The sequence below is a fragment of the Ruegeria sp. Alg231-54 genome (genome assembly GCF_900143525.1).
Classification (GTDB): Bacteria; Pseudomonadota; Alphaproteobacteria; order Rhodobacterales; family Rhodobacteraceae; genus Ruegeria.
The window spans coordinates 38,058-62,278 of sequence record NZ_FREZ01000012.1 but is presented as its reverse complement, the minus strand read 5'-3'; the positions used below and the strand labels follow the sequence as shown (position 1 = coordinate 62,278).

At 53.0% G+C, this 24,221-nt stretch carries 20 protein-coding genes; 6 read left to right on the top strand and 14 right to left on the bottom strand.

Annotated elements, in window-relative coordinates:
• Window positions 1–22: 22 nt before the first annotated feature.
• From DHN12_RS18705 to DHN12_RS18670, 7 genes are all read right to left on the bottom strand, one after another.
• On the bottom strand, window positions 23–1,306 hold the full coding sequence (locus DHN12_RS18705; protein WP_108861546.1) for a TRAP transporter large permease: 1,284 nt from the start codon (window positions 1,304–1,306) through the stop codon (window positions 23–25).
• Complete coding sequence (locus tag DHN12_RS18700) at window positions 1,303–1,851, bottom strand: TRAP transporter small permease subunit (protein ID WP_108861545.1); 549 nt, start codon at window positions 1,849–1,851, stop codon at window positions 1,303–1,305. Before DHN12_RS18700 ends, DHN12_RS18705 begins: the two co-directional genes overlap by 4 nt.
• A gap of 26 nt (window positions 1,852–1,877) precedes the next feature.
• Window positions 1,878–2,909, bottom strand: a complete 1,032-nt coding sequence (locus tag DHN12_RS18695) for a TRAP transporter substrate-binding protein (RefSeq protein ID WP_108861544.1) — start codon at window positions 2,907–2,909, stop codon at window positions 1,878–1,880.
• A gap of 26 nt (window positions 2,910–2,935) precedes the next feature.
• Window positions 2,936–3,760 (bottom strand): putative hydro-lyase, encoded by an 825-nt coding sequence (locus DHN12_RS18690; RefSeq protein ID WP_108861543.1) that lies wholly within the window; start codon window positions 3,758–3,760, stop codon window positions 2,936–2,938.
• A gap of 94 nt (window positions 3,761–3,854) precedes the next feature.
• On the bottom strand, window positions 3,855–4,733 hold the full coding sequence (locus DHN12_RS18685; RefSeq protein WP_108861542.1) for a LysR family transcriptional regulator: 879 nt from the start codon (window positions 4,731–4,733) through the stop codon (window positions 3,855–3,857).
• A gap of 441 nt (window positions 4,734–5,174) precedes the next feature.
• Window positions 5,175–7,547 carry an autotransporter domain-containing protein gene (locus DHN12_RS18675; RefSeq protein ID WP_234416697.1) on the bottom strand — a complete coding sequence of 791 codons (2,373 nt, stop codon included), beginning with the start codon at window positions 7,545–7,547 and terminating at the stop codon, window positions 5,175–5,177.
• A 412-nt stretch (window positions 7,548–7,959) separates the two neighbouring features.
• A complete protein-coding gene (locus DHN12_RS18670) occupies window positions 7,960–8,961 on the bottom strand; it encodes an AraC family transcriptional regulator (RefSeq protein WP_108861539.1) in 1,002 nt (333 codons plus the stop codon).
• 139 nt (window positions 8,962–9,100) lie between these two features.
• On the opposite strand from DHN12_RS18670, the gene DHN12_RS18665 reads away from it, so the two are divergent.
• From DHN12_RS18665 to DHN12_RS18640, 6 genes are all read left to right on the top strand, one after another.
• Window positions 9,101–10,531 (top strand): amidohydrolase family protein, encoded by a 1,431-nt coding sequence (locus DHN12_RS18665; RefSeq protein ID WP_159090078.1) that lies wholly within the window; start codon window positions 9,101–9,103, stop codon window positions 10,529–10,531.
• Between the two features lie 10 nt (window positions 10,532–10,541).
• Entirely contained in the window at window positions 10,542–11,384 is an 843-nt protein-coding gene (locus DHN12_RS18660; RefSeq protein WP_234416696.1) for a DUF3299 domain-containing protein, read from the top strand.
• Window positions 11,381–12,559 (top strand): carbohydrate porin, encoded by a 1,179-nt coding sequence (locus DHN12_RS18655; RefSeq protein WP_108861537.1) that lies wholly within the window; start codon window positions 11,381–11,383, stop codon window positions 12,557–12,559. The genes DHN12_RS18660 and DHN12_RS18655 overlap by 4 nt, the downstream gene beginning before the upstream one ends.
• A 102-nt stretch (window positions 12,560–12,661) precedes the next feature.
• Window positions 12,662–13,504: a metallophosphoesterase gene (locus DHN12_RS18650; RefSeq protein WP_108861536.1), complete on the top strand. Its 843-nt coding sequence runs from the start codon at window positions 12,662–12,664 to the stop codon at window positions 13,502–13,504.
• Window positions 13,505–13,557: 53 nt separating this feature from the next.
• Window positions 13,558–14,684 (top strand): IS3 family transposase gene (locus DHN12_RS18645; protein WP_108861535.1). Its coding sequence is split into 2 segments (ribosomal slippage): window positions 13,558–13,819 and window positions 13,819–14,684, totalling 1,128 coding nucleotides; the frame shifts between segments, so codons are not numbered across the junction.
• 478 nt (window positions 14,685–15,162) lie between these two features.
• Window positions 15,163–16,527 (top strand): alpha/beta fold hydrolase, encoded by a 1,365-nt coding sequence (locus DHN12_RS18640; protein WP_108861534.1) that lies wholly within the window; start codon window positions 15,163–15,165, stop codon window positions 16,525–16,527.
• Window positions 16,528–16,770: 243 nt separating this feature from the next.
• Here the strand turns inward: DHN12_RS18640 and DHN12_RS18635 are convergent, their stop codons facing one another.
• From DHN12_RS18635 to DHN12_RS18605, 7 genes are read right to left on the bottom strand one after another with little or no spacing between them, the layout of a single operon-like run.
• Window positions 16,771–18,432, bottom strand: a complete 1,662-nt coding sequence (locus DHN12_RS18635) for a Na/Pi cotransporter family protein (RefSeq protein ID WP_306418415.1) — start codon at window positions 18,430–18,432, stop codon at window positions 16,771–16,773.
• Between the two features lie 36 nt (window positions 18,433–18,468).
• Window positions 18,469–19,263, bottom strand: coding sequence for a metallophosphoesterase (locus tag DHN12_RS18630; protein ID WP_108861533.1), 795 nt, complete (start codon window positions 19,261–19,263; stop codon window positions 18,469–18,471).
• 2 nt (window positions 19,264–19,265) lie between these two features.
• The gene (locus tag DHN12_RS18625) at window positions 19,266–20,075 is read right to left on the bottom strand and encodes a carbohydrate ABC transporter permease (protein ID WP_108861532.1); all 810 of its coding nucleotides are present in this window, start codon (window positions 20,073–20,075) and stop codon (window positions 19,266–19,268) included.
• Window positions 20,072–20,965: a carbohydrate ABC transporter permease gene (locus DHN12_RS18620; protein ID WP_108861531.1), complete on the bottom strand. Its 894-nt coding sequence runs from the start codon at window positions 20,963–20,965 to the stop codon at window positions 20,072–20,074. Before DHN12_RS18620 ends, DHN12_RS18625 begins: the two co-directional genes overlap by 4 nt.
• Window positions 20,966–21,024: 59 nt before the next feature.
• The gene (locus DHN12_RS18615; protein WP_108861530.1) at window positions 21,025–22,281 is read right to left on the bottom strand and encodes an ABC transporter substrate-binding protein; all 1,257 of its coding nucleotides are present in this window, start codon (window positions 22,279–22,281) and stop codon (window positions 21,025–21,027) included.
• Between the two features lie 56 nt (window positions 22,282–22,337).
• Entirely contained in the window at window positions 22,338–23,354 is a 1,017-nt protein-coding gene (locus tag DHN12_RS18610; protein WP_108861529.1) for an ABC transporter ATP-binding protein, read from the bottom strand.
• Window positions 23,355–23,356: 2 nt separating this feature from the next.
• A complete protein-coding gene (locus tag DHN12_RS18605; RefSeq protein ID WP_108861528.1) occupies window positions 23,357–24,133 on the bottom strand; it encodes a DeoR/GlpR family DNA-binding transcription regulator in 777 nt (258 codons plus the stop codon).
• Between the last annotated feature and the right edge of the window lie 88 nt (window positions 24,134–24,221).

Below are 24,221 nucleotides of genomic sequence, written 5' to 3'. Positions count from 1 at the left end.
AGCGTTCAAGCGGGCGATCTTCTTATCGCAATGCATTTGGCAGGAAGAGCGCGATGCTCGGGAAAGCTATCAGTAAAAACGCCATTGCCAGCATTGTTAGGCAGTAAGGCAATGCGCCCAACATGACTTCGTTCAGGCTTCCCGACTTTCGAGCACCCTGGACGACATAGAGGTTCAATCCAACAGGTGGCGTGATCAACGCCATCTCGATCAACACAATCATCAGGATGCCAAACCAAACCACATCATACCCTTGTGCGATTACCAGCGGCACGATGATTGGAATCGTAACGACCATCAATGACAGCGTTTCGATGAAAAAGCCCAATACGATGTAGAGGACGACGACCACCAGGATTGTCTTGAGCGGTGTTAGGCCAAGGCCAGTCATGAATTCAGTGAGTTCGCGGCCAAGACCAGCTGAGGCCAATGTGAAGTTCAGGAAAGATGCACCAATGACGATCAACATAATCATTGAGGTGATTTTGACCGTTCCAGTCAGGCTTTGCGTCAGCATTGACCAGGACACACCGCCAAAGGCCATCGCGATGACCAATGCACCAGCCACGCCGACAGCGGCAGCTTCTGTCGGGGTTGCCCAACCAGCGTATATCGAGCCGACGATCAAGCCAAACAGGATTAGGATTGGTACCAGATCTATCAATGCGCGCAGCATCTTTGGGAATGGGAATGTGCGGCGCGTGCCACCCAGATCAGGCCGGATGATACAAATGATTGTTGTCACGGCCATGAAAGCAATCGCGAGACTGATGCCGGGAATTAGACCCGCCAGGAATAACTGAGGGATAGAAGACTGCGTTAGAAAGCCATAAACGATCAGGTTGATCGATGGCGGGATCATGATGCCCAAAGTACCACCTGCCGCAATGGCACCTGAAAACAGTTTTGGATCATAACCAAGCTTTTCGGCTTGCGGCATCGCTACTGTTGCCACGGTTGCCGCCGTTGCCACGGATGACCCTGATGTGGCTGAGAACATTGTGGCCGTTGCCACGTTGGCATGAACCAATCCACCGGGCAACCATGAGACCCAACGGTCCAAAGCTGCATAGGTGCGCGTGGCGACACCACTGCGAACAAGTATCTCGCCCAGCAGGACAAAGAATGGAATGGCAATCAGAGTTGCGGAATTTGACGACGACCAAACCATGTTTCCAAGTCCGCGCGTCAGCGGGAAGCTGGAAAAGAAGGTATCAACCCCGAACCCCAGGAGGAACAGTACAATGCCGACAGGAATGGATAAGGCCAGCAGACCCAGCAAACCAGCAGAGACGTAGAAGATCATTGCAACATCTCCTGTTCTGCAAACGCACCAACGAAGTTTTCGGTCTCAGAATGGCGACGTTTCAGCAAGAGACTCAAAGCTGCGAGCGTCGTAAATGTCGACATCAATGCAAACCAGACCCAGCCCGCGAACCACGGCATCTGAACCCAGACAAGTGGCGTTTCCAAAGGTGTATTGGCACGCGAACCGTTGACAATGGAACGCTCAAGGACGGGCCATGCTTTGATCGCGATGGTGATGATTACACCCGACATCACAATCATGGAAAAAACATCGAACAATGCGCGTTTGAAGCTATCGCCACGGCTGCGCAAAAGATCAATTCGGACATGCCCCAGTTCCAAAAGCGTAAAGGACATGCCCCATGAGGTCGCGAGCGCCATAGCATAACCCGCGATCTCTTCTGTGCCACCAAAGGACGTACCGATCTGGCGCATGATGATGTCTGCCAGCACAAATGCAGCGCAAAGCAGCAAGCCAAAGCCAACCACAAGGGCAACCCCTTTATTGATGGCCCGAAGACTAAGTATCATCTTGAGTTCCATATTCAGTACATCCCGTGATCTGTTGCTTAGTTGATTGTTACGCCGACAACTTTGCCGACGCTTGCGTTCCAGCGTGATGCCCAATCACCGCCAGAACGTTCAGCCCAATCTGGAAGAACTTCGCTGGTCAGGATATCGCGTGCACGATCAAAATCGGCATCACTAACGTCGACAAGTGTCATCGAACGTGCATCACCGGATGGGCATTCGCCGTTACCAGTCAGACAGGCGATATCGTTCACCAGCGCATCTTGCGCACTTTCCCATGCTGGTTCTTCAAATCCGCTTGCCACTTCGCTGGTGATCAAGGCTTGTGTGTCGGCATCCAAGCTGTTCCACTTGTCCAGGTTGATCGCCGTCACAACTGAATCCCAACCGCCCAGTGGGATCGGCAACAGGTGTGTAGAAACTTCCCACCATCCAGCACTATAGCCAGATCCAGCACCGGTTACGGCACAGTCGACGGTACCCGTTTGCAATGCGCCGGGAACCTCACCGAACGAAACGCTCACACCTTCAGCACCCAATGCTTCCAGTAGTTTCGCTGTCATACGACCAGATGCGCGCACTTTCAGACCTTCAAGATCAGCAAGATTTGAAATCTCTGCGTTACAGAAAACGACCTGTGGCGGGTATGGCGCGATGGCCAGAACATGAGAGTTAAAGCGATCACGGTAAATGTCAGCGACCATCGGGCGCGCGGCATCGACCATTGCGCGCGCTTCATCCGCAGTCAGTGCAAGCAAAGGCACATCCAGACCTTCCAGCTCGGGTGCGTCTGCAACGGCATAGTCCGCAACTGTCATCGCAACGTCATAGACGCCTTGACCAAGTAATGGGTAAATATCGCCAAGCCCGAGGCTCATTGCGTTATGTGTTGTCAGCTCAACCTTGATATTGCCACCGGATGCTTCTGGCAATGTCGTGCTCCAGAACGGAGCTTCATATTGCTTGTGCAGCGGGAGGCTTGACCAACTGCCGACAACGGAAAGGTCTTCGGCCAGAACTGGGGCGGCAAGAACGGAGCTTGCTGCGAGAATGGTTAGTGCTTTTTTCATTGTTTTAGTCTCCTTGTTAGGTAGTTTTAGGTTATTGTTAAGATTGTGGTTTCCGCATCTTCTGCGACATCAGCGATCAGCATATGACCGGGTGCGTGTGTTATGCAGATCGGAAGATCCGCATCCAAAAGCACGTTCTGGGGGGTCACGCCGCAGGCCCAGTACACGGGAACTTCGCCTGGTCTGACCTCAACAGCGTCGCCCCAATCAGGTCGCATCAAGTCCGCTATGCCAATTTGGGCTGGGTCACCAACCGCAATCGGCGCGCCGTGCGCTTGTGGGAAACGACTGCTGATCTCTTTTGCCTGTGCGACTTGGTGCTCAGGTATCGGTCGCATCGTCACAACCATCTTGCCGCTGAATTTACCTGCCGGAACAAGATCGATGTTTGAACGGAACATAGGGACGTTTTTGCCGGTTTCTATGTGTCTTACGGGAACGCCATTGCGCAGCAGGGCGTTTTCAAAGGTAAACGAACAGCCCAATGCGACGGTAACCAGATCATCGGTCCAGTGGTCAGAAATATCTGTTACCTCTTCCGAGAACTGCCCGTCGCGAAAGACCCGATACTTAGACACATCTGTTCTGATATCTATGTCCCGCCCCAATGTTGGTAACTTGGGATTGCCACTGTCACTGACGCCGACAAGTGGGCAAGGCTTGGGGTTACGCTGACAAAACCGCAGGAAATCCAAAGCAAATCGCTCAGGAAGGATAGCGAGGTTACATTGTAGTTTCCCTGCGGCCAGTCCTGCGGTGTGCCCTTGATAAGACCCACCACGGATTGCAGCGCGTACCTCTGATGCGGACGAGGTCAAAAGGTTTGTGTGTGACACAGTGTTTTTGGTCATGAAGGCAGCCCCAGTGTTGCCTTTCTAGCTTCACACAGTCAGATACTTTCACACAAATTATCATTCTTGATCATGGGTGATAGAATTTTTGAATTCACTTTGGGTGCGTTTTGTCCCAATTTGTCGCGACATCGCATGCGATTACCGCACTGTTCTCAACGAGGAAACTACGTGGTTCAGACAAGTACGATGCAGTAAAAGCCAATGGTTCTGGTCTAAACCCCGGATCAAACTCTACGATCTGGCCAGATTCCAGGAAGTCATTTGCCAGAGCACGCGGATAAGGCCCGACCGCAATCCCAGCGGCAATCATCTTCAAGCTTGCGGACAATGACGCAGAGGCAAAGACACGGTGCTTTGGTCCGATCCTGCGAGACAGTTCAGACATCAACTCACGATAGGGCCGTGTTTGGCTCGAATACGAGATGACAGGAATTTCACTTAAGTCGGTCTGTGGATTAGAGGTCGATCGATACCAATGCAGATAAAAGGGAGGTAGATCAACGTTTTCAACAGTATACTCAGAAACCGGCCCCATTAGGAAAACGAGGTCGAGCCGACGTTCCAACAAAGACGCACGCAGATTTAAAGAAATATCCACAGTAAGATCGACGTTCACTCTTGGGTATTGTTCGCTGAACGCCTTCAGAAATTCAGGCAGCCAAGCCTGCGCGATGGTCTCCGATGCGCCAACACGGAACAACCCTTCTGTTTCAGAAGGATTGGCGACGCGCTGTTTGATCTCCTCTTCGACGAACAACATCTGTTCGGCATAAGACAGTAACAAAGTGCCTTGTTTGGTAAGAACCAACGCACCCGAACCGCGCTCAAAGAGGGATACGCGGAGTTCTTGCTCAAGGTTCGAGATGCGCGTTGAGACAGCCGGTTGCGAAAGGTTCATGCGCTCCGCGGCTTTTCTGAAGCCGCCTAAACGCGCCACCCATAGAAATGTTTGGATTTGGTCAAAGGTCATGCATCATTCATAATATGGATCAGTATGGATTCAAATTGATAAGCTATCTAACAGCCAAGTGTCAGATCAGATGGGCCATCAGCGTGTTCAAACTGATCATCGACGGCCAATGGATCACAATACGAGACATTCGCGCAGCCGCAGCGAATTTACGGTTTGTCCCGCAACTCAGACATCGACGTACCAAAGTTCGCTGCGCTTTGAATGAATGGCCGCTTTTCTTTCTGCGACGCAGCTGGTGACTTCGGCGAATAGTTTGCTGCGCCTGCTTGGTTCAGAGATGGAGCACTTCCGCTTTGGGCTCAGAGCGGTCGTTCGCTGTACTTGGTGTGAACGTCCGTTATGCGGACAAAGCGGACGTCCACTGGGTTCGTTTGTGAAGGCCCAACAACGATGGTCGGCGTGTGTGATTCCTAAATTTGAAACAATCGTACTGCCAAATCAGAACCGAACGCTTAAGTTTGCACCAAGGCCATGTTCTTGGCCATTGGAGCGAACCGAATAGCCATATCCTGCCGTTAGTCTGGCTAGCTCTGATATTTGATAGCCCAGTCCTAGCCCAAGAACGAAGCCGTTTGCTCCTCGGTTTTGTCCGACTTGTGTAAATGTTCCGAATAAGGGGCTTGTAACTGTGATTTCGTGCTCACTGTCTTTGTTGGCAAAGAAGTCATACTCGTAACGAGCAAAGGCGATTGGGGTTAGCACACCATTCTCTGTCAAGAAGTCCCGTTGGTAGTCAACTCCAATGGAAGCGACCAGAGACTCCGCGTTCGCTTTCCCAATCGAGTAATTGAAATCACCACCGCCAGTCTCTGTGCCTGAACCTTGTTGGATACGCCCGTAGTTCAATCCAAAAACCGTAGAAACCCTTGCACCGTTGTCCATGTTAAACAGCTTCCGTGCCTGGACGCCGGCATGAATTCCCTCTTGGTCCAAATCCGATTTTGCCTCGCCTCCCGTAAAGCCATCAACAGAAGGGTTATTCCGTTTGGCGTCAGTTTCACCGAACATGTAACCGATCAGCCCGGAAAACTCCCACGTTCCTGTTGTTGTACGCCCATAGACGCCCACGTGATAGCTATCGGTCGAAAAGTCCTGATCGACTTGATCGTGCTCATCCATGGAGGATGTCCCAACGCCTGCGTACACTCCGACCACACCTCTATCGGTACTTGCGACATCCGCTCCGACCAAAATAGTGCCGAGCGAATAGTCGAATGTCCCAAGGCCATTACTTCCATCAACGTCCCCGCTCAAATAGGCCGTGTCGATCCACCAACGCCGATCAGAGCAGTCTATTGCGCCGCTAGCGCTCTGGGCCGAGTCGATGTCGCCTGCTGCAATGGGTTGTTCCTCATTGCTGAAGCCGACCGCTTGATACTTGCGGCAGTCAGCGTGGCTCAGCACTGTGTTGGTTATCAGGTCAAGTTGCTCCAGCCCAACGGTCAAATTGGAGGAATAGGGTTCTGCGTGCACACGATTAAACCCAGCCAAACCTGAATTGGTGAGCGTGTTAACTGCGGTGCCCAAGGTTGAGCCGTTGGTCAGATTGGTTCCAGATGACGTGTTTGTGGTGTTGGCCACCGCACCAGCAAGGTTGCTTGCATTGGGAGATCCAACAACTGATGGATTTTGCGGTAAACTCGAGATGGGGAGGGTCGAAAACGCTATATCAATTCTACCGTCCGCGGTTGGCGTGTTTGAGATGCTCAGACTGGATAGAGCAGGCAGCGATCCCCCGGCGACAAGAGTTGGGGAGTTTCCATCAAAACTCGAGGCTTGAAATACCGTGTAGTCGTTGCCAGCAGCATAGTCCTGCGCAGTCAATCCGGGACGAGCGGCTTCGACTTGTATGGTAGCGCTGTTAATCCCTGTCACCGGCCCGCTGGATGACACCAAGTCAGCTTTCTGCCCGGCCGCCGGATCGACTTCACTTAAGAGCCTTGACCCAGCTTCAAAGGCGATTCCGCCACTATTGTTGAGTGTACCAATTGAAAAGCCCGGCGAAAGCACCCCGCCGTTCTTAACCGTGAAGTTGAAGGCGTTTACGGTTCCCGTTCCGGCCAGCGTGCCAAAATTTTCAAAGTTTACGGTGTTCAAACTGCTTGCCGCATCAAGCCGAACAGTCGTGCCTGCAGCTATCGCCATGTCACTGGTTGAAGAAATCGAACTGTTCGTCAGTGTGAAATCAGAAGCCTCAGCAACCCGAGTTTGGATATAGTACGCCCCGAAAACGACTTCAGTCGCCCCCATAACAGTCAGGTTGTCGTAGGTTAACGGTCGGTCTGACTGGAAGTAAACTTCAGTGGGGTCGATATTCGCGCCGTTGAAGGGAGCGAACGTCATTGATCTGCCGGAACCAATCGAAGTTCCAATGACGTTCACTCTCAGCTTCCCGTTGATGTTTGTTGCCAACGCTTCCCTAGATACAAAGTCTCCGCTGCCTGCGGCGACATCAACATTCAGAAGAGTTAACACTGAAGCATTACTTGGAACGGTATTTTGGCCGGGAACATACAACTCAATTTCACCTGAGGGCGCAATTGAGGAGTTTCCAATTGTAAGTCCTGTTATGGGTCCGTTTGGGATCGGCAGACACGTGCGTTCCGTCGTTGAAATTGTTTGATTAACGCGAGTGCTTTCAGATCCGGATGAATATTCTATCCGAGGAGAGCCCAATTCTACGCAACCCTGTGCGCTTTGGGCCTGTGCGTCGTCTACCACTAACACATAAGCCAAGACTCCCAGTGACAACTTAGTAATAAATGCACGCTGAGCGTATAGTGCCGCAAGTGTCGGGCCCAGTGTTTCCATCAGCTTTCTCCTCTTACTTGATAAGCGAGAGTACACCCAATTGTGATATACGGTGAGTTTTGTGAAATGCTCAAAAAAGTCAAACGATTGACTGCTTTGGGCTCGAAGCAGACGTTCACGGCACGCTGCTCGAACGACCGCTTTGCGGACGAAGCTGCCGGATGCTGTCGCCGCAAACATCGCGCCTCCTCACCAACAAAATCACCGGAGAGTTCGCGGCACTGCAGCGCGATTTCCCGAAAGCGGACGTTCAAGTCTACCAAATCGGGGCAACTCAAAATCGGTCGTTCGCTGCGCGAGCATCGAGCGTCTGAGTTGCGGACTTTGCAGCCATCCGCATTCTTACTCCAAAGGACCGCAATTAGCCCTAACCGGACGTTCGCAACCAAGCTTTCTTTAGGTTCGACCTCGTTTACTTGCTTCGAAACTTAGTCGGTGTCATTCCGGTTTGGCCTCTAAAAAATCGAGTGAAATGAGACTTGTCGGAGTATCCAAGCAATAGGCCGATCTCCGCCATTGTCATCTTGTCTTCTCTGATGTGCTCTTTAGCGACATCGACACGCAGCCGTTTGATCTCGCGGGGTAGCGTTGTGCCTTGTTTCTGAAGCGCTTTCAGGAGCCGCTCCGGCTGTATTCCTAACAATCCAGCTACCACCTCTGGTCCCAAATCGGTTTCATCCAGTTTGTCGCGTAAGACAGATCGCAATGCAGCCACCACGGTTACTTCTTCATCTTGTCGAGGCAAGGCTATGGGCTTAGCAAAGCCCTCAGAGACATGGTGTAAAAACAACCATTCTACAGGAAAACTAATTTGCATACCGGGATCGGACCCAAGGCCAACTTCGATCCTTTTGTAGCCGAAAGGTAGACTGTTTATGTATCTGCTTTCCAATCGCACAAGGGAAGAATCCCAGGCACCTCCAACGACTGTCTGCAATAGGCGTAGATAGATTGCGGCGGCAAAACCGGTCACCTGAACAGGTGGGACAGTTGGTTCCTGTTGCCTTTCGATACGATAAGTCGCTTTGTCTGCTTCAATAACAAGGCTGTGCCGAACAGAACTAGACTCCTGCGGTACAAGCCCAACAAAGCGGGTAAAAAACTCGAACAGTGTTTTTGTAGATTGCAAGGCTTGAGCAAACGGAGGCCACTCTTGCAGGTCAAAGGTCTCTCCGACATTCAGTCCAAGGTATTGATCCCCTGACACTTCTGAGAAGGCATTCACCAAACCGTAGACCAGCTCTGAGTGAACGAACACGGATGGGTCAGACAACAGTTCGGCTTTCAAGCCGACCTGATCCAATGCTGGTTGCGGATTGATCTTGCGTTCGGTGAGATATTGCAAAAACGGAGCGGCTAAAGAGAGGCGAATAAAGCCCTCGCTATGCTCTTGAGTGGTGGAGTTGAAAGGCAAGCTCTTCCCCCTTGTCTGAACTGGAATTACTCAGTGGCCACTTTTTTGGTCACATTCGAACAAAATAATTCAAAACAGGCAACCGATTCAAAGCTTTTCGGACTATAGTAATCAAAACTTGAATATGAAGGGAGTACTTATGTCCGGTCTAAATATGTCGCTCTGCTCAACGGCAATTGTCGCGGCAGTTCTTTCCTTTTCGACGTCCGCACAAGCTCAGGATCAAGAAGCACCGCCAATCCTGTTCACCAATATTAATGTGTTCGACGGGTTTAATCCTGACCTAATCATGAACGCCAATGTTCTGGTCGAGGGAAACGTGATTACGCAAGTGTCGACTGATCCAATTGAGGTTGACGGTGCGTTTGAAGTTGATGGCACCGGTAAAACAATGACACCCGGCTTAGTCGACATGCACACGCACATCATGTTCGAAACACCAGAGGGAACAAATTCTTATCAGGACGAATGGGATTTTGGTGGCGGCGGCGCAATGGCTGCTCAAGCCATCCGCGAGAATTATCTGATGAAGGGCATTACGACCATCCGCGACATTGCTGGTAATTCGCGTGGGGTGGCAAGGGCCGTGCAACGTGGACTGCTCATAGGACCGCGCGTTTATACTTCTGGAGGCGTCCTCAGCCACACAGGTGGTCACGGGGATTGGGGTGATCGCAACGACCTGACAGCTTCGGATTACGGCGAGATCGTTCAAAACTCCTTCAAAGTAGACAGCCGTGATGACGTGATTAAGGCTTCTCGCCGCAACTATCGCAATGGAGCGCACTTCACTAAGCTAATGGCAGGTGGCGGTGTGGCCAGCCGTTTCGATCCTCTGGAGATTTCTGCGGCGACTCAGGAAGAAGTCGAGGCGGCTGTGGAGATTGCAGAGAACTACGGGACATATGTCGCCGTTCATGCTTATCACGACACATCTTACCAGAGGGCGCTGGATGCAGGTGTTCGCAGCTTTGAACATGGTTTCCTAGTCTCTGAGGATATCGTCAAGCAGATGGCGGCTAAGGGGGAAGAGGTCGTCTGGTCCTTCCAGTGTTACATGTCGATCAATTCATTTGGTTCCTATGAAACAATGCCGGACTTCTTCACGCATGAGCAGAAACTCAAAGGTGTTGCTGTAGGCGAGGGCGCGCGCAATGCGGCCAAAATGATGTTGGAGAACGACGTATTCATGACTGGAGGCGCTGATATGTTTGGCCCAGGTCTTAGCGAAATTGCCAAGGAAGATATCACTTGCAAGGTCAACGAGGCGGGATATCCATCGGCTCATGTCTGGAAGATGCATACCGGCAACGCGGGAAAAGTTCTGAAATGGTCTGGGCCGCTCGACCCTTATCCAACATATGCTATCGGAACGATCGCACCTGACAGCTATGCGGATATTCTGATCTGGGACGGAAACCCCGTCGAAAATATCGACATGATATTGGACGAGAGCAAGCTTCAGCTCATCATGAAAGACGGGCGGGCATACAAAAACACTTTGGTGGACACGGATAGCATTATGTATCGCCCCGGATCGACGAGGGCATCGATAACGCAGTACCAGTAACCCAAGTGGTATGCAGGGCGGTTTGTTTACCTCGGCCGTCCTGCATTCAATATTGGAGAAAATGAACTTAAAAATGAGCATGATGTCTTTAGCTGGTCGAGTGGCCACAGCTTTGGTGTTGTCCGCGACCCTGGCGTTTTCAGCCGAAGATCGTTCAGTGGACTGGAGCGATCTTGTCGATCCGTCAGTGCAAACCTATGAGGATCCTTTTGAGGATTTGAACTATCAACAGATCGAATCCTTGCGAACGATCGTCCGAAACAGAGAGCTGCTAAACGATCCCACCCTCAACGAGGCTCGGATGGCTGACAGTGCCGCAAAAATCAATACGGCACTTGAAGAACTGGCCGAAGACGGGATTGATGCAGATTGGCTGATCGATCAACGATGGATCGTAGCCGACCGGCGCAAGAAAGCAGCAACAGCGGCCAATCCGAACCTGGATGGACAAACTGTTACGTTAGCGGGTTACGCTATTCCAGCGCCACTCGAAGCGGATGGAACCGCTGTTGTCTACCTCGTTCCCGAACGCGGCATGTGCAGCCATACCCCACCGCCAAATGCTAATCAGATGATCCGGGCGCGCGTAGGCGGCGATTGGAGCCCCAGCACTATGCATGAACCTGTGCGGCTGACTGGCAAACTATCGATTGAAGAAACAAATCACACTTTCCGCGTCGTAGACGGCAATGTGCCAATGAGCTCCAGCTATGTATTGGAGGTCTCGCAGACTGAAACGATGCAAGACCTGATGACTGGCACGTCAACAACGAATGATTGGGCGGAATCGGTTGCTGATAACATCCTTGCGGCGGGTCACCGCAAGACGGGTGGGGTGAGAGCGTCTGAATGATAAGACTTCTGGTCGCAGCATTGAGTATAGCCTTTGCTGGCGTAGCTTCAGCGCAAGGGCTGTCCGGACCTTCTTCGGTCGAAGCTGATCTAGAACCCGGAGATGGGCTAACCGATCCTCAATATCGTTCCGATTTTCCGCTCAATATTGTACCGGGTTGGTTCCAGTGGAAGGACCAGTTGGCTGAGAATGGGTTTAGGTTCAGCATTGACTATTTGGCATTGGGCCAAACCACAAATGCAGACTTGGGAACCGGTGAAGCCGCCAGTGGAATTGCGCGTTTCTACGGTAGTTGGCAGGCAACAGAACGCGGCTCACTGACATTCAAGATCGAAGACCGACACAGCTACACCGATGTTGCGCCGCAGTTTCTCGGGCTGGATGGCGGAGCCATTTCGATCACAGGTACAGCCTTTAACGACAATGGTTTGCTGCTGACCAACCTGTTCTGGACCCAAAGGGCCGAGAACGGCGCGTGGACACTGCAAGTCGGGCAGATTGATGTAACAGACTTTGTGGATATCTATGGGTTGGTCAGCCCTTACAGCGGATTCCAGAACCTGTCCTTTAACACCAACCCGACCATTAACACGCCTAGTCAAGGTCTTGGTATTGCCGGTGGGGTAAAGCTGAGTGAAAACTTCTACGCTGTTGCGAGCGTCTCAGACGCAAACGCCGACCCGTCTGATCCAAACTTTGATGTGTTTAGTGATGGAAATCTCTTCAAATCACTCGAACTTGGGTACACCTCCGGCTTCGATCGCGTCTATTTCGACAACATCCATCTGACCCTCTGGCATGCGGATGCAGCCGATGATGGCAGCCGCCCTGAAGATTATGGTGCGGCGTTTTCCGCTGCATGGTTTGTTAACAATAAGTGGATGCCGTTCTTCCGCGCAGGTGCCTCAAAGGGGACCGCAGCGCTTTATGACCGGTCGGTTTCTGCCGGTCTTGGGTACTACGGTCGCAATACTGATCTGGCCGGGCTGGGCCTGAACTGGGCCGAGGCCAGAGGCGTAGACGGCGATCAATTCACGCTCGAAGCTTTCTACCGGTTTTCAATTTCGCCCGGACTGCAGATCACGCCATCGATACAATTCATTTCCGACCCGCTTCTGAACCCCACTCAGGGTAACATTACGTTATTCGGGGTACGTACGCGGATAGTCTTTTGAAGCCTGTAGAGTATTAGGGAGGAGATGTGACATGATTGATGGACTGCTTGAAATTGATCTAGTGACGAAGGACGGTGTGATTTATCAAAACGATCTGCGTTGATGAGTATGATCGGTAAGTTGGCTAGTGTGGCGACCGCCTTAATGGCGCTCGCCTGCGCTACAGAAGCTCAGACTTTTTCGCATGACATTTCAGGTGACGCAGTTCCTTGGTCTGAACCACTTACGTCCGGCGACACCAGTGACCTGACCTTTATCCTGCACTCGGACCTCACCGGCGGCGAACGTCCTGGCATCTTTGAATTGGCAGCACGGCAGATGGCGCTCCTGCGTCCAGAGTTCGTGATTAGTGTCGGTGACTTAATCGAAGGCGGTGGTGACCGGGATGCCTTGATAGCAGAGTGGGAGAGTTTCGATGCGCGAGCGGCATTGATCGGTGCGCCCTATGTCTACGTCGGTGGCAATCATGATCTGTCGAGCAAGGCGGAACGTGCCGTTTGGGCAGAACGTTACGGCCAGCCCTATTTCCATTTCCGCATAAAAGATGTGTTGTTTCTCGTTCTCGACACCGAGGATATGAGTGCGGAGCGCAGAGAAACGCTTGCGGCACAACGCGCTAAGGCCGTAGAAATCTACAAGACCGATGGCCCGGAAGCCTTCGCTGAAACCCCCTACGCGAACAGCTTGGAGCGGGTCACTGGAGCGATTAGTAAAGAGCAAGGTGACTATTTTGTCGATGTTGTCGCCTCGAACCAAGATGCGCGACATACCTTTGTGATAACGCACAAACCCGCTTGGGAAGCGGAAGAAACCGAGTTTCACCGTATCGAAGAAGCACTGTCCGACATGCCGTACACAGTGTTCAACGGTCACGAGCATTTTTACGAGTATCGAATGCGGTTCGGGCGCGATTACATCCAGCTTGCGACCACCTCTGGTGAGTGAGCCTCCCCAACTGAACTGGTCCACCGTTATGTTTAGGAAACGGAGGACCAAGAATGGCAAACAAGAGACCGAAGCCTGAAGAGATTGTCTCGAAGTTACGGCAGGTTGAAGTTCTGATGGGTCAAGGCATGTCCCGTCTTGATGCGGTCAGACAGATTGGTGTTGTTGAGCAAACCTATTACCGCTGGAGAAAAAAGTACGGGGGAATGGGTGTTGATCAATTGAAGGAACTGAAACGGCTTCAGAAAGAGAACGAACGATTGCGACGTGCGGTTTCTGATCTGACGTTGGACAAACTGATCCTGACGGAAGCCACAAAGGGAAACTACTGAGCCCCGCTCGTCGTCGTGCTTGTGTTAACCATGTACGCAACCAGCTGAACGTTTCTGAGAGACGCGCCTGTCGCGTGCTTGGACAACACCGGTCCACGCAACGACGCATCCCAAGAGGCCGCGCGGACGAGGACAGGCTGGTCGCCGACATGATCGAGCTGACCCGTCAATATGGCCGATATGGCTATCGCAGGATCGCTGCGCTGCTGAGAGAGGCTGGATGGTCTGTCAGCGATGGGCGGGTTGAACGGCTCTGGCGGCGAGAGGGGCTGAAAGTGCCAATGAAACAACCGAAGAAGGGGCGGCTCTGGTTGAATGACGGATCGTGCGTTCGGCTGAGGCCGGAGTATCGCAATCATGTATGGAGCTATGACTTCGTTCATTGTCGAACTGACGATGGCAAAGCTTTTCGGACGCTGAACATCCTTGATGAGCACAGCCGGGAGTGCCTAGCGATTAGAGTGAAGCGCAAGCTGAACTCGGTCGATGTGATCGATGCCCTGACGGATCTGTTCATACTGCGGGGTGCACCCCGCTTCATACGTTCAGACAATGGGCCAGAATTCATCGCCCAGGCCGTCCGAGACTGGATCACCGCAGTTGGCGCCCAGACGGCTTACATTGAACCTGGGAGCCCGTGGGAGAACGGATACTGTGAAAGCTTCAACGGCAGGTTCAGAGACGAGCTGCTCAACGGCGAAATCTTCTACAGCCTTCGAGAAGCTCAAATTTTGATCGAACAATGGAGGAGACACTACAACACAAAACGCCCCCGCAGTGCACTGGGCTATCGCTCGCCAGCACCTGAAACCATCATCCCGATGGATCACAGGCCGATAATGCACTAACAATCAACTTGGACCAGTCAGATGAGGCTGCTCAGCGTTCCAAGTGCCACTAAATGCGTTATCTGCGCCCAGGGAACAAATGGCTTTTGTAGCGAATTCATTACTTACATAAGCGTGAAATTGGGAGCGTTTGCAAGTGACCGCTTTGGGCTCGGAGCGGTCATCTGACCTTTTCCGTCAGATGACCGAGATGCGGACTAAGCCGATGTTGATCGTTGCGTTGCAAACGGCAATTACCAGGCCATTCCTGTAATTGAATGCTTGGTGATGATGCCGCAGCGCGGCCCGCCAAAGCCTCCGCTCCAGCCAATCACTCGATAGAAGCTACGGCGAAGCGGTAATTCAGCTGGGCCCAACCTTAGTTTCTCAACTCGAATGATGGACCGACATGGGCAACTGGAGTTATTATGCCAAAGGAAATGGCGTCTGATAAATCTGAATTTGGAGTAAATCAAGCAAAGTGAGGTCGCACCGAGGAATGAAAAGGAAAACCTCAGCAGTCTTGAGTCTAGATGTGGTCGACTACACGCAACGTATGTCGGAGGATGCTGATGCTACCTTCCTTGCATTACAACGCATTTTGCTCGAAGTCATCAAGCCAGCGGTGAAAGGCAACTCTGGACGGATTTTCAAATTGCTGGGCGACGGAGCTCTGGTCGAGTTTGATGCAGCCACCGATGCAATCAATGCGGCCAGCGATATTCTACAGCAAATGCGAAGTGAAGATCTTTCACTACGCGCCGGTATTCATGTTGGGGATGTCATGCCCAACGGCACCGATTTGTTTGGGGATGCCGTGAATGTGGCCTCGCGCCTTCAGGCAACAGCTCAGCCCGGCAATTGTTTTGTCAGCAAGACAACTGCTGATGTCGCAGGGACCTCGCTGAGCGTTGCATTACGGCCTGAAAGTTCTATGCGACTTAAAGGGGTTCCAAATCCCATCGAAGCCTTTTCTATTGACTTTGAAGGCGACATCAAACGAGCGAAGAAAAAGCGTCAAGCCGAGTCCCAAGACATCAGGTTTGCAAAGTCAAAGGATGGTACGACTCTGGCCTGGACCTCTACCGGCGAAGGAAGAAAGCTGCTCGTGACGCCGAACTGGCTAAGGCATCTGGAATATGACTGGACAATGAACACCATTGCCGGCTGGCTACCATTGCTGTCTCAGAGCTACTGCCTTTATCGTTTTGATGGCCGCAACAACGGTTTGTCCGAGAGAGGTGTGCAGGATGTCTCGTTGATTCGGATAGTGGAAGATGTGGAGGCCGTACTTAACGACACAAAAATTGAACGCTTGCCTTTGTTCGGCATTTCTTTCGGGGCTACTGTGGCCGCAGCCTTTGCTGCGCTACGTCCCAATCGTGTTTCAGGTCTGGTGTTGTTGGGTGGTTTTGCGCAAGGGTTGGAAGTGCGCTCCCAACCGGGCATTGCCGCCCTTGGGCAAGCAATGATGGATATGAGCTTAGAGGGTTGGAATGACGATTACCCTTCAGCAAGAGACTTGATGGCTCAGTCATTTTCTCCGGCCGCTAGTCCTTACGATCAGCGGACCTATGCAGAGTTCATGAAGCTGGCGATGGATCACCAAGATTGGCAGCGAATTGGCCCTCTGGTCGCGGAGGTCGACATCACCGATATGTTGCCACAAATCTCTTGTCCTGCTCTGGTTCTTCACGCCATGAAAGACAGAATGCACAGCGTTGATCAAGGCAGGATGCTGGCCTCATGCATTGGGAATGCTCGCTTTGTTGGTATCGAAACCACGAACAACACAATGCCAGAGTACGATCCCGCGTGGCCCAAAGCTCTAGCAGAAATCGAAAACTTTCTTGATGGGCTGTGAGTCGCTGAGATCGCAATTCTTTCACGAACCAGTCGGTCGCCGCAAGGCGTACGGTCGTTATCAAAAGGCCTGTATTTGGCTGGCACAACATAATTTCCATTCAACTTTATAAGCTGACCCATTTGATGAACTGTTTTAAGTTTGATCAGTTTCCATTTTTTCGTCTGATTGCCAGCGCTTCCCGGCTCGGGAAAGTGGATCGTCTTGAACTAGGACTGTATCTTAATCACTCTATGAAACCGTCTATTCATTTGCCAATCGGCTTTCCAACAACTGTCCACTCTCTTTCAAAAGCGGATAGGCGATCATCGCGAATGCCGTGTTTAACATTTTCAGGGCGCGCAACAGGTCAAGGTGAATCGCACTGGTTTCGATGGTTTCGGACACCCCTGCACGCAGCCGGGTAAGATGCGCGCGCTCCAGCTTTCTCTCGATCTCGCGGATCATTTCCTTTTGCTGCACCAGTTCCCGTGCTGCCCCGGCATCCTCGGTCATCAGTACCGCGATTCCGTGCTGAACGTTGCGCAACACACGGTCATAGAAATCGGTCAGTTCCTGCCAACCCTCTTCCGAAAAGTTCACGTTTTCCGCACTCTTGCGCTTGGCCAATTCGACCATTTTCCGTGCAATCGTATCCGCCCCGGCCTCAAGGTTCACTGCCACGCCGGACAGATCAAATGCCCGCGTACCGGTGTCCTCTTTCGGATTGTCGCTTTTGACTCCAGACAAATAAACCCGCAGGTCAAGCGACATTCGGTCAATGTCGACTTTTTCCCTCTTCAGTTGTTGAGCAATGGCATCATCGTAATTGTCAAAAAGTGACATTGAGTCCCGCACCATGATCTCGATCCTATTGCCCATTTCGACCAACTCACGATGCGCACAGGCAAAGGCGCGCGCAGGCTGGTTCTGGACCGAAGGATCCAGGGCCGTACGTACGTTGGTCTTGGCGCTGTTTTTATTTTCATCAGCGAAAACACTCTCCGCCAAACGCATTATCGGGCCAAGAAACGGAATACAGACGACAAGAAGCGCAAGGTTGAATAGGAGATGCAGGTTCAAAACCTGCTGAACGGGGCTGGCCCCGGGAACAAGGTCAACACCGTCAATCCGGTAGAGAAAAAACAGCACCAGCCCCGCCCCACCGCCACGCAGGAACAAATTGCTAGACACGACCCGCCGCACCGAGACATCGGCCTGCAAGGTCAGAACAAACGCAATAAAGGCACCGCCCAGATTGGCCCCAAGGACCATGGCAAACGCCGCCGACAGGGGCAGAACGCCCTGAGCCGCAAGGGTTGCAAACAACAATATCGCCGCAACGCTGGAATGCACCAGCCAGGCAAAAACCGCCGCCAGCAAAAAGGCCGTCAACGGATCAGCAGACAGGTAAATCAAGGCCCCCGAAGCGGCCTCGCTGTTTGCCAGCGGCGCGCTGGCATCGCGAATAAGGTCAAGCGACAGAAAAATCAGGGCCAATCCAATCAGGATCCGACCTACCTGGCGCACGCCGCGCCGGGAACTGCGCAGGAAAATCAGCACCCCGATCAAAAGTAGCAAGGGCGTCAGCAAAGCAATCCGGGAATTCATGATCTGCGCTACGATGGCAGAGCCAAGGTCCGCCCCCAGAATAATGGCCAACCCGGCGGTGCCGCCAACCGAACCCGCGGCCATGAATCCGGCAAGCAGCATTGCGACGGCGGTGGAACTTTGCAGCAGGATCGCGGTCAGCGTTCCGGTTCCCGTCGCGGCCAACCGGTTTCCCATCGACCGACGCAACCAAAGCCGCAACTGGCTTCCAAAGGCTCTCTCAAAACCGGTGCGCACAAGGCGAACAGCCCAGATCAGAAGTGCCGCAGCAGCAGCCAAATTCAAAACAACAATTATGGGTGAGCTATCCATCATCACCGAGTCTTTGGTTTCCGGGCCAATCCGGCCACTTCAGAATGAATACGGTCCCTCGGCAGCGTCTAGCGAAACAACGCTCCATATACCGCTCTTTCCGGTCTCGAGAACTGCACAGCCCGTAGGGCCAGAAAAAAAACCAGCAGGAGCCACCGCACGCCGGTCCAGTGCAAAACCGCTGCAAAGGCCGGGCGCTGTCATGGCAACGTGACCGCCAACGCGACCAATGTGAACGCCGTGGACATGCCCAGCCAACACCGTGATGTCCCCAGAGTGCACCGCAAGAATTTCTGCCAGATCGGAATGGTTCTCCAATCCGATAACATCCATGAAATCAATCCCGGTGCTAAATGGCGGATGATGCAACATAACGACAACCGGCCCGTCAGACCCAGAAAGCTCCCGCTCCAAAAAATCAAGACTTTCCACGCGCAGCCTGCCACCGCCCTGTCCTTCAACCAGCGTGTCAAGCCCGATAACACGGGTATCGCCCACCGTGTCCACCCAATCAACAAGCCCGTCCACCGGCATGATGTCCAAACCTGAAAAGGCCTTTTGCATTGGCTTGCGCGCATCATGATTTCCAGGAACAACATAAATCGGCAGGTCAAACCGCTCCAGTTGCGCGCGCGCGAAATCGTAACTGTCCGGGCTGCCATCTTCGCTGACGTCACCAGTGACTAGAACCGCGTCGAGCGGGCCAAGAGCTTCGCCTCTTTCGATCAATCGGTCGATGACCCCAATCAGGATCGCGCGGGTATCAAGCACGCCTGAACACAAATCGCCGCGCGATACCGCGTGCAAGTCACTTAGATGAAGAAATGTCGCCACGACTATTTGATCCCCGCGCGCAGGAAGGCTTGAACGAATTGACGCTGGAACACGAGGAACGCGATCAACAAGGGTGCAACGGACATCATCGTTGCCGCCGAAATGACGCTTATATCCACACCATTTTCCGGTGCGCCAAAGATCGACAGGCCAACCGTCAGCGGTCGTGTGTCGGGCGAGTTGGTCACGATGAGCGGCCAGAGGAAGTTGTTCCAGTGGGTCGATACCGACACCAACGCATAAGCAAGATATGTCGGGCGCGCCAACGGCACATAGACTCGCCAAAGAATCCCGAACCAGCCGCAGCCTTCGACGCGCGCTGCCTCATGCAGTTCTATAGGAACGCCCTTAAACGCCTGCCGCATTAGGAAAATGCCAAAGGCAGAGGCCATATAGGGCATTCCGACGCCAAGAATCGTGTCAAACAATCCGAGGCGTGAAACCATTGCATAGTTTTCCACGATCAACACTTCGGGCAGGATGAAAAGTTGCATCAACACGAGGATGAACACGAAATCCCGACCTGGAAACTGGACCTGGGCAAAGGCAAATCCTGCCAACGTCGTGACAAAGAACTGACCAATAAGGATCACCGTCACTAAAAGGAAGGTGTTGAGGAAATAGCGTAGCCACGGCGCCCCCTCCCAAGCGGTGCGGAAATTGTCGAGTGTCCATGGCGACGTGATGTTAAAGTTGACCGCGTCAGAGGTGCTGTGGAAGGCCGCCCAAAAGGCAAAGACCAGCGGGGAAATCCAGATCACGGCCAACAACAATGCGCCAAAGGATTCGATATGCTTGGAAAATCCGCTCATTGGTAATGGGTCCGCTTGTCGAGAATGGTGAACTTGACGCCGGCAACCACGCCAAGCACGACAAGCACCAGGATGGTCATTGCCGCTGCGTGGGGCGCATCAAAGAAGGCAAAGGCCATTTCCCAGATGTAATAAAGGATAAGCTTGGACGCATCGTTGGGCCCGCCCTTGGTCAGGATGAACAAATGATCGATCAATTTCACAGAGTTGATCAACGCATTGACCATGATAAATAGCGTCGTCGGCATCAACAACGGCAGCACGATCCGGCGCGTATAGGTCCAGCGGCTGGCGCCTTCAATGTCGGCAGCTTCCTTGAGGTCCTCAGGGATCGTCTGCAAGGCCGCCAGATAGAAGATCATGAAAAACCCAGCCTCTTTCCAGATCGTCACGATGATTACAGCCCACAGGGCAGTTTCAGGCTGCCCCAGCCAGTTGATCGAGGGAAGGCCAAACAGACTGCCGATCTGGTCGAGCACACCCAATCCGGGGGTATAGAAAAACAGCCAAAGGTTTGCCGCTGCGATCATTGGCAGGACCGTGGGCGTAAAATAGGCGGTGCGTACAAACCCGCGCGCCGGGATCTTGGAGTTCGCCCAAAGCGCCATCGAAAGCGCGATGGCAATAGAAATAGGGATGGTCGCGCCCGCATAAATCAAGTTGTTCACGACAACCTTCCAAAAGGTTGGGTCGGCAAACAGGTCGGTATAGTTCTCACCCCCGACAAATTCGCTGGGGCGTCTTCTGGTCTCCCGGCTGAACAAGCTCGACCACAAGGTCGCAAGCGAAGGATAAAACGCAAAGGTCGTCAGCAGAATTGCCGCTGGTGACAACAGGATCCAACCGTAGATGGCCTGTCGACGACGCTCGATATTCACATGCTCTGCCATATTGCGACCCTCAAGGTTAGGTGCGTCGGGCATCTCTGCCCGACGCCAGGGAGTTGAGGTTACTGGTAATCACGCAGCAGGCGCACAGCCGATGTCTGGGCTTCTCCTAGCGCGTCTTCAGCCGATTTTGTGCCGGTCAAAGCCGCCTGAATTGCGTTGTTCAAACCCTCACGCACGCGTGCGGTTTCAAATGTCGAGAACTCGGCAACCGCGTTTTCCAGCTGATTTCGGGCAACGAGAGCGGGTGGGAACTCTTCTGTATAGGATTTCAGAGCCTCGGTTTCATACGCCGCCGGAGACACACCCATATAGCCGGTCGCGATGGACCACGCTGCTGCTTGCTCGGGCGAGGTCATGAATTCAATCAGCTTCATAGCTGCCGCGCGCTCTTCGTCCGATGTCTCCTTGAAAACATAGAAGTTGCCACCGCCGGTGGGTGAACCCAGACGCACATTTGCCGGAAGCTCGGCGACGCCAAAGTCAAAACTGGCGTTGTTTTTCACAGCTGTAAGGTTGCCGGTTGAATGCCACATCATCGAGGTCTGACCTTCGAGAAACGCCTGGCGCAGAGTACCCCATTCAACGGTGCCGGTGGGCATGATGCCATGCTCCTGCGACAGCGACTGCCAGAATTCAAGCGTATCGACAACGGCTTCGTCATCGAAATAGGTGGTCAGGCCGTCATCGGACATCACCTCCTTGCCGTTCTGAATCGCCAACGCTTGGAACATCCAGTAGGGATAGCCGGTCGATGGGATCATCAGGCCATAGGTGTCGTCGTTGGTCAGTGCTTTGCCCATGCTGATCAGCTCGTCCCAGGTCTTGGGCGGTGCCTCAGGGTCAAGACCAGCCGCGCGAAACTGGTCCTTGTTGTAATAGGCAACGATAGTTGAACGCTGGAACGGAATGCCCCAGGTTTTGCCCTCGATCCGGCCATTGGCCATCAATGCCGGATAAAAGTTGTCTAGCCAGTCCGGGTTAACCCCGTCGATATCTTCGTAGGCCACGATCAGATCCTGCTCGATCAGATCATAGGCATCGATTGAGAACATCACCGCCAGCTGAGCCGGTTCACCCGAAGCAAGTGCTGATAAGGCACGCACGCGCGTGTCGTCATAGTTTCCTGAATAGATCGCGTTGACCTTGATGTCAGGGTTGGCGGCTTCGAAATCGGCAACGATGCCATCCACTACCTCTGTCAGCGCGCCGCCAACCGCGATAGGATAATACATGGTTAGTTCCGTCTCTGCGGCCGCGGCTGAAGCCAGCGCGGTGGCCGAGACGGCAGCCAAACTTATCTTTCTAATAACGTTCATTTTTTCCTCCCAGTGATGACAGTTACTCTTGTCTTTCCAAAGTTCAGTTGCTTGACCTACCCGGCCAGTCGCTTGCCCATGTCGTCAAAGAAATGCAGGTCTTCATCGGCAAAGCTGATCTCCAGATCTTCTCCTGCCGGAATATGTTTCAATCCGGGCATGGATACGGTCAGACCATTGGCAGCAGGATGTGACAGGCCAATGAATGTCTCGGAACCCAGGAATTCACATTCCGATACTTTACAAGTCAGCCTGCCCTTGCCCGATTCCACCACCTTCACCGCTTCGGCGCGAAGGCCAATTGTCGTGGCGCGCTCAAATCCCGGCACGCCTTCAGACTTGATCAGCGCCATTGGCGGGGCACCGACGAACTCGGCGACAAAGGTGTTAGCAGGCTTGTAGTAAAGCTCTTCTGGTGAACCTGTCTGCTGGATAAGGCCGTCTTTCATCAGCACGACCATGTCGGCCATGCTCATCGCTTCGGTCTGGTCATGCGTGACGTAAACTACGGTGATGCCCAAATCGACCTGTAGTTTTTTGATGTCCTTGCGCACCGAGGCGCGCAGCTTGGCATCGAGGTTCGAAAGCGGCTCATCCATCAGGCACAGCGGCTGGTTTGCCACGATCGCACGTGCAAGCGCCACACGCTGGCGCTGACCACCCGACAATTCGCCCGGCTTACGCTGCTCATAGCCCAACAAGCCAGTGATCTCGAGCGCCCGGGTCAGTTTCTCGCGCCGATCCGCCGCGCCGACTTTTCGCACCTTGAGGCCAAAGACGACGTTTTCCGCAACACTCAGATGCGGGAACAAAGCATAAGACTGGAACACCATCGACAGATTGCGTTCCGCAGGGGCAGAAGTTGTGATATCAAGCCCGTCAATGACGATCCGCCCCTCATCCGGCAATTCTAGTCCCGACAGCAATCTCAGCGTCGTTGACTTGCCGCAGCCCGAAGGGCCAAGCAGCGCTACGAACGAACCACGCGGGATCGAAAGATTAATATTCTCGACGCCAAGCTGCCCATTCCAGCGCTTGGCAATATTGTCGACGTGAACAAATGGTTCCGCCATATTCAGCGCTCTCCTTGTGAGTAAGTAATGGCCTCGCCCAAACTGTCTGCGAGATCAGAAAATTCAGGGGCCGGAGTACGGTCACACACGACAACGTCGACATCCGAGATGTTGCCGCCCAATGCCGGCGCAATGCGACCAAATTTACTACTGTCTATTACGAGAATCGATTTGGCCGCGTGCTGCTGCATTTTCATTCTCACCCGAACCTCCGCTGGATGAAATTCCAACAACCCCCCATCATGCGCCACACCGGCAACGCCAAATACTGCGAACTCGGCACGAAACCTGTCAAAGAAATCAGTTGCTTCTTCGCCGATAAAATCACGATCGGGCAGACGCAGCTCGCCTCCTGGCAAAAGGATACGGTTTGAGATTTCATTACTCAGCGCCATCGCGGCACTCAGGTTGTTCGTGATGACTGTTAACTCTTGGTGGCCGGACAGTGCCTTGGCCACTTCGAGCGGAGTCGATCCGATTGAAAGGAACACGTTTGCCCCGTTGGGGATCATGCTCGCAACAAGTTCGGAAACCGACCGTTTGCCACGTAGGTTCGTTCCGGCTCTCTGATCAAACGGGGTATTCAAACGGCTTTCAGCCAGCTCGATCCGCCCGTGCGCGCGCCGCAGGTTTTCACCGTCGCACAATATGTCCAGATCACGGCGGATGGTTTGCGTCGAGACCCCTAGCATTTCCGCTAAGGCCCCCACACTGACACCGCCACGCTCTTGCACGACTTGCTGGATTAAATCCCTCCGTCTGATCTTCTTTGACGCCATTTATCCCCCTTCAAGTTGCCAAAACCATATCACCAAAAAACAACAAAACAACATTTTTCAATCAAAGCCACATAAAACCTTAAAGGGC

Bases quoted from the DNA above. Each gene is read 5' to 3' on its own strand.
- DHN12_RS18625 (WP_108861532.1), bottom strand. From the start codon at position 20,075: ATGAGCGGATTTTCCAAGCATATCGAATCCTTTGGCGCATTGTTGTTG.
- DHN12_RS18685 (WP_108861542.1), bottom strand. From the start codon at position 4,733: ATGACCTTTGACCAAATCCAAACATTTCTATGGGTGGCGCGTTTAGGC.
- DHN12_RS18605 (WP_108861528.1), bottom strand. From the start codon at position 24,133: ATGGCGTCAAAGAAGATCAGACGGAGGGATTTAATCCAGCAAGTCGTG.
- DHN12_RS18640 (WP_108861534.1), top strand. From the start codon at position 15,163: ATGAAAAGGAAAACCTCAGCAGTCTTGAGTCTAGATGTGGTCGACTAC.
- DHN12_RS18690 (WP_108861543.1), bottom strand. From the start codon at position 3,760: ATGACCAAAAACACTGTGTCACACACAAACCTTTTGACCTCGTCCGCA.
- DHN12_RS18675 (WP_234416697.1), bottom strand. From the start codon at position 7,547: ATGGAAACACTGGGCCCGACACTTGCGGCACTATACGCTCAGCGTGCA.
- DHN12_RS18665 (WP_159090078.1), top strand. From the start codon at position 9,101: ATGTCCGGTCTAAATATGTCGCTCTGCTCAACGGCAATTGTCGCGGCA.
- DHN12_RS18620 (WP_108861531.1), bottom strand. From the start codon at position 20,965: ATGGCAGAGCATGTGAATATCGAGCGTCGTCGACAGGCCATCTACGGT.
- DHN12_RS18635 (WP_306418415.1), bottom strand. From the start codon at position 18,432: ATGATGGATAGCTCACCCATAATTGTTGTTTTGAATTTGGCTGCTGCT.
- DHN12_RS18650 (WP_108861536.1), top strand. From the start codon at position 12,662: ATGAGTATGATCGGTAAGTTGGCTAGTGTGGCGACCGCCTTAATGGCG.
- DHN12_RS18615 (WP_108861530.1), bottom strand. From the start codon at position 22,281: ATGAACGTTATTAGAAAGATAAGTTTGGCTGCCGTCTCGGCCACCGCG.
- DHN12_RS18705 (WP_108861546.1), bottom strand. From the start codon at position 1,306: ATGATCTTCTACGTCTCTGCTGGTTTGCTGGGTCTGCTGGCCTTATCC.
- DHN12_RS18660 (WP_234416696.1), top strand. From the start codon at position 10,542: ATGCAGGGCGGTTTGTTTACCTCGGCCGTCCTGCATTCAATATTGGAG.
- DHN12_RS18695 (WP_108861544.1), bottom strand. From the start codon at position 2,909: ATGAAAAAAGCACTAACCATTCTCGCAGCAAGCTCCGTTCTTGCCGCC.
- DHN12_RS18655 (WP_108861537.1), top strand. From the start codon at position 11,381: ATGATAAGACTTCTGGTCGCAGCATTGAGTATAGCCTTTGCTGGCGTA.
- DHN12_RS18700 (WP_108861545.1), bottom strand. From the start codon at position 1,851: ATGGAACTCAAGATGATACTTAGTCTTCGGGCCATCAATAAAGGGGTT.
- DHN12_RS18610 (WP_108861529.1), bottom strand. From the start codon at position 23,354: ATGGCGGAACCATTTGTTCACGTCGACAATATTGCCAAGCGCTGGAAT.